The 11,608-nt window shown below is 63.8% G+C and carries 8 protein-coding genes and 1 CRISPR repeat array; of the genes, 5 read left to right on the top strand and 3 right to left on the bottom strand.

Annotated features, from left to right (window positions below):
• A partial coding sequence (locus tag K8I04_12045; GenBank protein ID MBZ0072443.1) for a DUF4124 domain-containing protein occupies window positions 1-410 on the bottom strand: 410 nt, incomplete at its 3' end.
• Between the two features lie 100 nt (window positions 411-510).
• On the opposite strand from K8I04_12045, the gene K8I04_12040 reads away from it, so the two are divergent.
• Genes K8I04_12040 through K8I04_12030 form a run of 3 tightly spaced genes read left to right on the top strand, consistent with a single transcriptional unit; the run spans window position 511 to window position 4,002 of the window.
• Entirely contained in the window at window positions 511-1,176 is a 666-nt protein-coding gene (locus K8I04_12040) for an energy-coupling factor ABC transporter permease (protein MBZ0072442.1), read from the top strand.
• A 36-nt stretch (window positions 1,177-1,212) separates the two neighbouring features.
• Entirely contained in the window at window positions 1,213-2,124 is a 912-nt protein-coding gene (locus tag K8I04_12035) for a cation diffusion facilitator family transporter (protein MBZ0072441.1), read from the top strand.
• 30 nt (window positions 2,125-2,154) lie between these two features.
• Window positions 2,155-4,002, top strand: coding sequence for a SulP family inorganic anion transporter (locus K8I04_12030; protein MBZ0072440.1), 1,848 nt, complete (start codon window positions 2,155-2,157; stop codon window positions 4,000-4,002).
• A gap of 50 nt (window positions 4,003-4,052) precedes the next feature.
• Here the strand turns inward: K8I04_12030 and K8I04_12025 are convergent, their stop codons facing one another.
• Window positions 4,053-4,499 (bottom strand): CBS domain-containing protein, encoded by a 447-nt coding sequence (locus K8I04_12025; protein ID MBZ0072439.1) that lies wholly within the window; start codon window positions 4,497-4,499, stop codon window positions 4,053-4,055.
• Window positions 4,486-5,706, bottom strand: coding sequence for a cation:proton antiporter (locus K8I04_12020; GenBank protein MBZ0072438.1), 1,221 nt, complete (start codon window positions 5,704-5,706; stop codon window positions 4,486-4,488). The genes K8I04_12025 and K8I04_12020 overlap by 14 nt, the downstream gene beginning before the upstream one ends.
• Window positions 5,707-5,932: 226 nt before the next feature.
• Here K8I04_12020 and K8I04_12015 point away from each other — a divergent pair, with 226 nt between their 5' ends.
• Together K8I04_12015 and K8I04_12010 are read left to right on the top strand one after the other, a co-directional pair.
• Window positions 5,933-6,184 (top strand): addiction module protein, encoded by a 252-nt coding sequence (locus tag K8I04_12015; protein ID MBZ0072437.1) that lies wholly within the window; start codon window positions 5,933-5,935, stop codon window positions 6,182-6,184.
• Window positions 6,185-6,196: 12 nt separating this feature from the next.
• Complete coding sequence (locus K8I04_12010) at window positions 6,197-6,481, top strand: type II toxin-antitoxin system RelE/ParE family toxin (protein MBZ0072436.1); 285 nt, start codon at window positions 6,197-6,199, stop codon at window positions 6,479-6,481.
• Window positions 6,482-6,596: 115 nt separating this feature from the next.
• Window positions 6,597-11,571: a CRISPR direct-repeat array (repeat unit 29 nt; unit sequence CGGTTCATCCCCGCGCATGCGGGGAACAC).
• Between the last annotated feature and the right edge of the window lie 37 nt (window positions 11,572-11,608).

Here is an 11,608-nt window from a genome sequence, read left to right as displayed (position 1 = left end):
AGCCGCAGGCGGGCCTCGGTCAGTTCCGGGCGCAGGCGACGCGCGATGGCAAGACGCGCGGCCGGATCATCAAGCGATTCGCCGTCGGTGCCCGGCTCGGAGACAGGTTCAAACGCCGGCGCCGTCTGGAACATCGGCGCTCCCATCTGACGGAGCAGTTGCAGCCGGGCGGCCTCGAGTTCGCTCGCCACCGCGCGGATGGTGTCGAGACGCGCGGGATCGGCTGTGGCCGTCGGGGCAGGCTCGATGTCGAGGGTCTTCAACTGCTCGACCGGACCGGTCGGCGGGGACTGACTGAAGTGGCGTACACCGTCCGCATCGACCCAGGTCATGATGCGCTCCGCGAGTACCGCGCCCGCCCCGAGCAGCAGGACAGCAGCAGTCAGTGTGGTTGGAACAACGTTCCGCATAGCCCGACTACCTCTGTGGATAGGGGCCACGCACCCGCGCCCCACACCGAACAGAGTATACTGCGCGGCATCGGCAAGTGCCTGTCACAGGTCCCGATCCATGGATTTTCCTGCCCACATCGTGCCCGAACTGCTGCGCTGGCTGACTACTGCACTGGCCGCGCTGTGGCTGGTCATTGCCACGCGGCGCATGCCACGCGAGCGCCTCACCGAAAGCGGTTTCATCCACGTGCTGTTCGGCGCCAGCATCGGCGTGCTGCTGCTGTGGAGCCTGCGTGCCGGGGTGCCGCCGGTGTTCAATTTTCACCTCCTGGGGGTGACGGTGCTGACCCTGATGCTCGGCTGGCACTTCGCCTCGCTGGCGGTCGCCCTGGCACTGCTCGGGATCACCCTCAACGGCCAGGCCGAGTGGGCGAGTTTCGGCATTAATTTCCTGGTGATGGGTGCGATCCCGATCGCCCTGACCTGGCGGCTGCTGCAACTGGTGCAGCGGCGCCTGCCGCACAACTTCTTCATCTATGTCTATATCAACGGGTTTCTCGCCGCCGGCCTGTCGATTCTCGCCGCCACCGGGGTCGGTGTCGGCCTGCTGTGGCTGACCGGCGCCCGGACCAATGCCTGGCTGGAGTATCAGTACCTGCCGTTCTTCCCGCTCATGGTCTTCGCCGAGGCGCTGCTGAACGGTATGGTGATGACCCTGCTGGTGGCATTGCGCCCCGCCTGGGTCTGCAGTTTCGACGACGAACTCTACATCAACGGAAAATGACTGCCGCATCCGCCGACAAGGTGGTGCGCCTGCCGCATGGGACATAGCCACGCCCCGATCAGCCATAATCGCGCCTTCGCCATCGGCATCGCGCTCAACGTCGCCTTCGTTATCGCCGAGGCGATCGCCGGCTGGTACAGCAACTCGCTGGCGCTGCTGTCGGACGCCGGTCACAACCTCAGTGATGTGCTGAGTCTGGTACTCGCCTGGGCCGGCAGCTATCTGAGCACGCGTCCTGCCACCGAGCGGCGTACCTACGGCCTGCGCCGCAGCTCCATCCTGGCCGCGTTGATGAACGCCGTGATCCTGCTGCTGGTGATCGGTGCACTCGGTTGGGAGGCCATCGCGCGGCTGAGCGATCCACCGCGTGTGTCCCACGGTATGGTGGTGATCGTGACGGCGGCGATCGGTGTGGTCATCAATACCGCCACGGCGCTGATGTTCATGCGCGGCAGCCACGACGATCTCAATATCCGTGGTGCCTTTCTGCACATGGCAGCGGATGCCGCCGTGTCGCTCGGCGTGGTGATCGCCGGTGTACTGATGCTGTTCACCGACTGGTACTGGCTCGACCCGCTGATGGGCCTGGTGATCGCCGTGGTGATCGTCATCAGCAGCTGGCGGCTGCTGCGCGAATCGCTGGACCTGGCGCTGGATGCGGTCCCCGGGTCCATCGATCCGGTCGCCGTGGAACGTTATCTGCGCGAGCTGCCCGAGGTCGCCGCGGTGCATCACCTGCACATCTGGGGGATGAGCACCACCGAGGTGGCGCTGACCGTGCACCTGGTGAAACGTGACGGCCGCTTGGATGATACCTTTCTGGCCCGCGTGCATGACGAGCTGCACGAGCGCTTCGGCATCGGTCATGCGACGCTGCAACTCGAGGCCGGCAGCGATGACGCGGAGTGCCCGGCCACGCCGGCGGTGCCGGAAGCACACACTCATTAACCTCAATCGTATCGAAAAGGCTGCTGGACGATGGCGCGCGCCTCACGACGCAACACGCTCTACCACCTGCTCACCCCCTTCCTGCGCTGGCGCCCGCTGGTCACCCGGGCGAACCTGCGGGCCGACTTCTCTGCTGGTCTGACCGGCGCCATCGTGGTGCTGCCGCAGGGCGTCGCCTTCGCGGCCATCGCCGGTATGCCGCCGGAGTACGGCCTGTACGCCGGCATGGTCCCGGCCATCGTCGCGGCGTTGTTCGGCTCGTCCTGGCACCTGGTCTCGGGGCCGACCACCGCCGCCTCGCTGGTGCTGTTCTCGGCGCTCAGCGCCCTCGCCGAGCCGGGCAGCGCCCAGTATGTGCAACTGGCACTGACGCTGACCTTCATGGTCGGCATCATCCAGCTGGTGATGGGTCTGGCGCGCCTGGGTGTGCTGGTGAACTTCATCTCGCACTCGGTGATCATCGGTTTCACCGCCGGCGCCGCGCTGCTGATCATCGCGAACCAGCTCAAGCACTTCTTCGGCGTGCCGGTCGAACGTGGCCTGCACTTTCACGAGACGCTGGTGGCGGTGGGCCGGCAGATCACGGACATCAACCCCTACGTCACCGCCGTCGCGCTGACAACGCTGCTGGTCGGTGTCCTGGTCAAGAAGCTGATGCCGCGGCTGCCGTACATGATCATCGCCATGCTGCTCGGCAGCGCCCTGGCGGCGATCCTGGACAGGGTGTTCGGTGCCGACCACACCGCCATCCAGGCCGTCGGCGCACTGCCGGCCAGTCTGCCGCCGCTGTCCATGCCCAGCTTCGACCTGGTGACCATCAAGCACCTGGCACCGGCCACCCTGGCCGTCACCTTGTTCGCGCTCACCGAGGCCGTATCCATCTCGCGCTCCATCGCACTCAAGAGCGGCCAGCAGATCGATGGCAACCAGGAGTTCTTCGGCCAGGGCCTGTCGAACATCGCCGGCAGCTTCTTCTCCGGCTACGTGGCGACCGGCTCCTTCAACCGCAGCGGCCTGAACTACAGTGCCGGTGCCAGAACCCCCGTCGCCGCGGTGTTCGCCGGCAGCCTGCTGATGGTGATCGTGGTGCTGGTCGCACCCTTTGCGGCCTATTTGCCCAATGCCGCCATGGCCGGCATCCTGATGCTGGTGGCCTGGGACCTGATCGACTTCTACCACGTCGGTCAGATCCTGCGGGCGAGCAGGTCCGAGACCAGCATCCTGGCGACCACCTTCTTCGCCACCATGTTCCTGGAGCTGGAGTTCGCCATCTTCCTCGGCGTGATGCTGTCGCTGGGGCTGTACCTGGCGCGCACCTCGCAGCCCGCGGTGCATGTGCGGGCGCCCGACCCGCAGCAGGACAAGCGCAGGTTCGGCCCCGCGGCGGGCACGCTGGAGTGCCCGCAGCTGCGCTTCGTGCGCATCGACGGTTCGCTGTTCTTCGGTGCCATCAACTACGTTCAGGAGCGCCTGCGTGAGTTCGAGGAACAGCATCCCGAGCAGAAGAACCTGGCCATCATCGCCTCCGGCATCAACTTCATCGACCTGGCCGGCGGCGAGTTTCTGGTCAAGGAGGCCCGGCGCCGCCGCGAGCTCGGCGGGCAGCTGTACCTCATCCGCGTGAAAGCGAGCGTCCTCAAGGAACTCGAGCGCGCCGGTTTCCTCGACGAACTCGGCCGCGAGAACATCTTCAATGGGAAGACTGAGGCTATCTGGGAGATCTTCCAGCGCCTGGACCGGGACATCTGCGCACATTGCCACAAGCGGGTGTTCGTGGAATGTCAGAGTCTGCCGCCGCCGGTGGAGGAGGGGGTGACGCAGGCTCCTGGAGGTATGCTGGAGAGCTTTGGCGAGGCACGCAGCGTGCCTGGACAGTGAGCAGGCCCTTCGCTGTGGACCAACCCGGACTGCCGTTCGCCCGGAACCGTTCAGGTGTTTACATCGATCGCATCGCGTAACAAGTCGGCCAGACGAATCACACCCAGCAGGCGGCGCTGATCATCCACCACCGGGAGGTCCTCGACGCGACGCTCCACCTGCTGCTGGAAGATGTCGTGCTGATGAAGAATGTCGTCGATCTTCTCGTCGGCCCCGACGCACAGCATGCGATCGTCCATATGCTCGGCCACGGTGCCCAGCGTGATCCGCTCGATCAGCTCACGGAGGCTGTGGGTGGGCCGCAACTCGGCCAGCAGCAGGCTGGTCAGGTGCCACAGGCCCAGATGCCCGCTGAGGTGCCCTTCGGCATCGAGCACAAAGATATCGCGTCCTTCAGGATGGTCCAGCAGCAGGCGTGCGGCATCCTGCAGGCTGCTGTCACCGGCGATGGTCAACGCCACCGCCGGATGGCGTGCAAGCCATTCACGGGCCTTCATCGCGTTCCTCTCCTCTCGGGATTTCAGTGGTGCCGCCGATCTCACCGGCGCGGGCCAGCCCGAAACGGGTACCCAGCGCACCGAGCGTTTCGGTCAGCAGTGTACTCGCCGTAATGATATTGATGATCAGGGTGGCCGAATCCTCCAGGCGCGCCACCCCGGTGAGCAGCAGCGACATGCCGATGGCCACCCCGCCCTGCGGCAACATGACCAGGCCGATATTGTGGCTGATCACCCGTGGTGCGCCGGCAAATCGCGCACCGATCATGGCACCGATAATCTGTCCGCCCGCTCGCAGCAGGAAATACAGCACGATCAGGCCGGCATGGTCGCGAATGACGGCAAGTTCGAGATGCAGCCCGGCAAAGGTGAAAAACAGCACGAACACCACCTCCTGGAGCCGCTCGAGCGGCCGGAACAAGGGTTCGGAATGTGCGCCACCAAACAGGCGGGCCGAAAAACCCAGCGTCATCGCTGCCAGCAGTGGGGAGAAATGCCAGGCTTCGGCCAGCCCGGTGAGCAGGATGATGCCGCCGAGCAGTGCGACCAACTGCAGCTCCTGCTCAGGCAGGCGTCGGGCGGTGCGCTCGATCACCAGACCGCCGAGCATCCCGAAACCGAGAGCCGCCGCAATCTCCCAGATTACGGTCGGAATCGCGGCATTAAAGCCGGTAGTCTCGAGCGTCGCCAGCACCAGCGAAAAGATCACCAGCGCCAGCGCGTCGTCGAGTGCGACCATGCCCAGCAGTGCGGTGGTCAGCGGGCCGCGGGCCCGGTACTGGTGGATAATCGCGACAATGGCGGCCGGTGCGGTGGTGGTGGAAATCGCGGCGAGCAGCAGTGCCAGTATCCAGCCGGGCAGGCCGGGCACGGTCAGGCCCAGCAGCAAAAAGCCCAGCAACACGGCCACAAAGCTGCCACCGACCTTGCCCAGCGTCGCGCTGACGATGACCCAACCCAGATGGCGCAGCTGCGCGACCGTGGCCGCCCCACCGATCAGATAGGCGATGATCCCCAGCGCAACGGCCACCAACGGCCGGGTCCACTCGGTGGTCTCGGCACCCAACGGCCCACCGAGAAATTCCGGGGCGAACAGGATGCCTGCGAATATATAGCCCACCACGCGCGGCACGCGGAAGAAATGGCTCACCAGCACGCCGAGCGTCAGCCCGGTAATCAGCAGCAGGCCGATCAGCAGAATTCCCACGTCACCTCCATCGCCGCCTTGATCGCCCCGGGACGCCTCGTGCTTCCGATACACGCGCGAATGGGAGCAGGCCGCAACCGGACTATGTCGGGTAGGCTGGTCGTGATCAAGCGTTACCTGGATAGCTTAGGGTAGATGGAAGCATCGGGGTGAAAATCGGTTCTGTTTCCGGCAGGATCTGGTTGCTATGATTGTCTGTGTTACCTATCAGGTACGGAGGGTGGTCATGGCTACGACTCTTGAAGAATTGGAGACACAAGCCCTCAAGTTGACACGCCAGGAAAGGGATAAGCTTATCCGCCGGTTAATTGTGAGCCTGGACGGAGAGCCTGATGGTACTCCGGACGAAATCGCCAAGGCATGGGATGAAGAAATTGCTCGCCGCGTGGCCGACATGGAGGCTGGGCGCACAAAGTGGATTCCGGCGGAGGAAGTGTTGGCGGAGTTAAATGCCATCATTGCCAAACACGATAAATAATGAAGGATAGAGATGGCGCAGGAAGCGCGGGCGGAGATCGCAGCAGTTATCCGTTGGTACGCCAGGAAGGCGGGGAAGAATATGCAGGTCAGAGCCTTCAGGACTGAAGTCCGTGAAATACTGTCGTTGCTCAGCAAGCATCCAAACATGGGGTCGCCGGTAGTGTGTGGAACTCGCTGCATGGCATTGAGGCGTTTCCCTTTCCGTATTGTTTATCACCATAATTCCGATACCCTGCGAATTATCGCTCTGACCTACCACAGCCGTCGCTCGGTATATTGGGCGGGGCGACAGTGAAAATTCCTACAACCGATGCGTTTACCGATGAGGTCAAATTTATGCCGCATCTGCTCCAGCAAGTTCTCTAGATCGGCATACTCAATGGCAACACCAAATGGGAATACAACTGCGCTGGTTCATCCCCGCGCATGCGGGGAACACTGGGTGCGCAGCTGCAGGCGGCGCTCGAACGTCGGTTCATCCCCGCGCATGCGGGGAACACAGGACATCGAGCGACAGCGACTGCGTGAAGGTCGGTTCATCCCCGCGCATGCGGGGAACACGAACGCTCGACCTTCTTGAAATCCTCCTCCGCCGGTTCATCCCCGCGCATGCGGGGAACACGGCCTGCATGAACGTGCCATGCTGCTCGTGCTCGGTTCATCCCCGCGCATGCGGGGAACACTCTCGGGGATCTCCTCGGCCAGGCCGGACAGGCGGTTCATCCCCGCGCATGCGGGGAACACTTTGCGTGCAGCTTTTTTAGCATTTAGATAATCGGTTCATCCCCGCGCATGCGGGGAACACAGGTTTCCAGGGGTCGGCCAAAGGGTGGAATCCGGTTCATCCCCGCTCATGCGGGGAACACCTACGCCCCCCTGGCGCAGACCGTGCCTGTGTCCGGTTCATCCCCGCGCATGCGGGGAACACAGCCCCAACTCGCTCAGCGGGTCGAACATCACCGGTTCATCCCCGCGCATGCGGGGAACACCTATTCGATGATGCGTGGACTGTTCTGGAAAGCAGTTCATCCCCGCGCATGCGGGGAACACTTTGCGGCGGCCATGCCCAAAAACTGATTATCCGGTTCATCCCCGCGCATGCGGGGAACACATGTCGGAGATCAAGCCGCGCACGCGGTTGGGCGGTTCATCCCCGCGCATGCGGGGAACACGGGCGCCAGCCCGCCGCAACAGGGGCAGGCGACGGTTCATCTCCGCGCATGCGGGGAACACGGCCTTGCCTGGATTGGTCACGTCTGCGATCTCGGTTCATCCCCGCGCATGCGGGGAACACTGTTGATATGCTCTATCTCGGCCGCTGTTGGACGGTTCATCCCCGCGCATGCGGGGAACACTTCTGGCCGATTTCCGTCTCGGTCATGCCGGTCGGTTCATCCCCGCGCATGCGGGGAACACACAACGGCCGTAGATGTATTCGGCAGTGCCTTCGGTTCATCCCCGCGCATGCGGGGAACACGGCTCGCGGGATGAAATGCCCGGCATCCATTTCCGGTTCATCCCCGCGCATGCGGGGAACACAGCAGAAAGAGAGCTGGCGGGAAGAATTACGACGGTTCATCCCCGCGCATGCGGGGAACACTAAAGCGGGCTGGTACGTGCTCGGTTCGCAGTCGGTTCATCCCCGCGCATGCGGGGAACACGTCAGTGTTGGTCGCGGAGCCGGGTACTGACCCGGTTCATCCCCGCGCATGCGGGGAACACCTCTGAGACGGCCCTAGTGGATCACTGGCGGCCGGTTCATCCCCGCGCATGCGGGGAACACCCCACTGAGGCTGGTGTTCCTGAGATCGGCTGCGGTTCATCCCCGCGCATGCGGGGAACACGGCCAGATCCGAGGCGATCTGCGGGTCCTTCTCGGTTCATCCCCGCGCATGCGGGGAACACGGGTCGAAGAACGCATCCAGCATCTTCTGCACCGGTTCATCCCCGCGCATGCGGGGAACACATCATCGCCCGCTGTGGCCGCGCCGCGCCGACCGGTTCATCCCCGCGCATGCGGGGAACACACCCATGAGATCGACATCGGCGCCGTGGTGACCGGTTCATCCCCGCGCATGCGGGGAACACGGCCAGGCGGCGCGCTTCTTCGGCGGGGTCTGCGGTTCATCCCCGCGCATGCGGGGAACACCTCGCAGAAATTTTGATATGACGGCTAGCGATCGGTTCATCCCCGCGCATGCGGGGAACACAACGATGATGGCGAGATTGTCCATATCCGCGCTGGTTCATCCCCGCGCATGCGGGGAACACGAGCCGAAGGAAGTGCTCAAGGACCGCGAGGGCGGTTCATCCCCGCGCATGCGGGGAACACCACAAGAGCCTCACTGGCGTAGACTCGGAATTCGGTTCATCCCCGCGCATGCGGGGAACACTGAGCTTGGAGATCTCGTCGAGGATGAGCGTCTGGTTCATCCCCGCGCATGCGGGGAACACAAATCGACACCGGCCACCCACAACCCATAAACCGGTTCATCCCCGCGCATGCGGGGAACACGTACTTGAGCGTCTGCACACTCAGGTCGTGGGCGGTTCATCCCCGCGCATGCGGGGAACACTCCGGATTCAGCCACCTGGACGGCGTGTACAACGGTTCATCCCCGCGCATGCGGGGAACACATCAGGCCCAGCACGCCGGGGTCGAGTTTCATCGGTTCATCCCCGCGCATGCGGGGAACACGCGCATCTCTGCGGCGTAGCGATACAGAGACGCGGTTCATCCCCGCGCATGCGGGGAACACGAGATGTGTAATAATATCCACCTTAAACCCTCCGGTTCATCCCCGCGCATGCGGGGAACACATAACATCCCGGACTCCCTCCGGTAGTGATGTCGGTTCATCCCCGCGCATGCGGGGAACACCGATCGCGTGCGGCCGGCCTCGAAACATACGGCGGTTCATCCCCGCGCATGCGGGGAACACTCCTCAGTTGCCGTCACCGGGATATAAATATCCCGGTTCATCCCCGCGCATGCGGGGAACACCGCCGGTGGACCGCCTTGACGCGGTACTTGGGCGGTTCATCCCCGCGCATGCGGGGAACACATTTGGCGGCGAAGATACGATTTTATTGACATCGGTTCATCCCCGCGCATGCGGGGAACGCCACGGCAGCCCGGCCAGCGCGGCGTTCTGCACCGGTTCATCCCCGCGCATGCGGGGAACACCAATGACATCTAGCTGCAATGGACAGATATGTCGGTTCATCCCCGCGCATGCGGGGAACACTTTATCCGCTGATGAATAAATTCTCCGAGGACCGGTTCATCCCCGCGCATGCGGGGAACACCCGTCGTCGGTGCGCCGCAACGATTGGCGAACCGGTTCATCCCCGCGCATGCGGGGAACACCAGCGGCGCGATCTCTCCGCGGAGGTTGTCGGCGGTTCATCCCCGCGCATGCGGGGAACACAACGAGCTGTTGGCCCCGCTGGTCGACAATACCGGTTCATCCCCGCGCATGCGGGGAACACCACCTCCCAGATGGAATCCGGGATAGCGGATGCGGTTCATCCCCGCGCATGCGGGGAACACGACGAGGCGCGCAAAGACGCCGAGAACGACGTCGGTTCATCCCCGCGCATGCGGGGAACACACGCCGATGATCGCCTGCGGCAACGCGGCGACCGGTTCATCCCCGCGCATGCGGGGAACACAAATCGACGCCGGACACCCACAACCCATAGAACGGTTCATCCCCGCGCATGCGGGGAACACCAGCTCCTCGACATCCTGCTGGACCGGCTAGGCGGTTCATCCCCGCGCATGCGGGGAACACGTCGTCGGCCGGGATCGGCGCGGCATCGACCCCGGTTCATCCCCGCGCATGCGGGGAACACATCAGCCAGCCGGGTGAGAAACGCAATAACAACGGTTCATCCCCGCGCATGCGGGGAACACTTGCTACCCTGTACCCTCAGTTAGTCTGCAATCGGTTCATCCCCGCGCATGCGGGGAACACGCGCCAAAAGCATGTACCATTGCAGCAAAAGACGGTTCATCCCCGCGCATGCGGGGAACACCACTAGATTCTGTTGCTAGGTTCTAGCCACCCCGGTTCATCCCCGCGCATGCGGGGAACACAAGAGGACCAATCAGCGGAATACGCCTCCAGACGGTTCATCCCCGCGCATGCGGGGAACACGAACCCCGGAGTCGATGGCTTTGAACAGCATCCCGGTTCATCCCCGCGCATGCGGGGAACACATAGCGAAGGTGATCGAAGAAGTTGCGGATGACGGTTCATCCCCGCGCATGCGGGGAACACCACGACATCAAGACCGCCAAGGAAGACGGCGGCGGTTCATCCCCGCGCATGCGGGGAACACGTAGTGATAACCGACCATTCGCCAGCCCCTGGCGGTTCATCCCCGCGCATGCGGGGAACACCAATAATACGAATTCTGCGCAAGGCTTCGGTTCGGTTCATCCCCGCGCATGCGGGGAACACGTCATGGAGGCGTTAAAGGAGCGTTCTGATTCCGGTTCATCCCCGCGCATGCGGGGAACACTCTGAGCGCGTGCCTGCCACCATAAGCATCAGCGGTTCATCCCCGCGCATGCGGGGAACACATTTTCCCGTCTACTAGTAGACTCTCGCTCATCGGTTCATCCCCGCGCATGCGGGGAACACTTCGTCTGGCAGCTCGCGCAGCAGATCGATTACGGTTCATCCCCGCGCATGCGGGGAACACTTGCTAAGCCGGCGTAGTAAGCTAATACTAGACGGTTCATCCCCGCGCATGCGGGGAACACGCAGCCCATGCGCAGGCGCAGACCAGTATTCACGGTTCATCCCCGCGCATGCGGGGAACACCGACCGACCGCCGACGTCCAGAAGAGCGTCGGCGGTTCATCCCCGCGCATGCGGGGAACACGCTGCCGATGCTGCTGGTATTGATACTGACAAACGGTTCATCCCCGCGCATGCGGGGAACACTCTGCGTACTCAATCCGCCCCGTAGAGTTGTGCAGTTCATCCCCGCGCATGCGGGGAACACGCGCTCAGTCGGGCACTGGAGACGAACGAGTTCGGTTCATCCCCGCGCATGCGGGGAACACGCCACCCCGCGCCTGCTGCGCCTGTTCCGCGTCGGTTCATCCCCGCGCATGCGGGGAACACTTGGCGTCGCCCTGCAGGGCGGTGACGCCGCCCGGTTCATCCCCGCGCATGCGGGGAACACGCCGACCTCGGCGCGACCTACCGGTTCTACTACGGTTCATCCCCGCGCATGCGGGGAACACCTGGCGGAGATCTTCGGCCGCCACGCCGAGGCCGGTTCATCCCCGCGCATGCGGGGAACACGACAGGTCGCCGCGCAGACTGAGCAGGAAATCCGGTTCATCCCCGCGCATGCGGGGAACACTCCATCGCCACTGGTATCGGCGGTCTTTTGGCCGGTT

It is taken from the genome of Gammaproteobacteria bacterium (assembly GCA_019911805.1).
Taxonomy (GTDB): Bacteria; Pseudomonadota; Gammaproteobacteria; order Thiohalobacterales; family Thiohalobacteraceae; genus JAHJQQ01.
The sequence above is the reverse complement of the archived record's forward strand: the minus strand, read 5'-3'. Positions and strand labels throughout refer to the sequence as shown.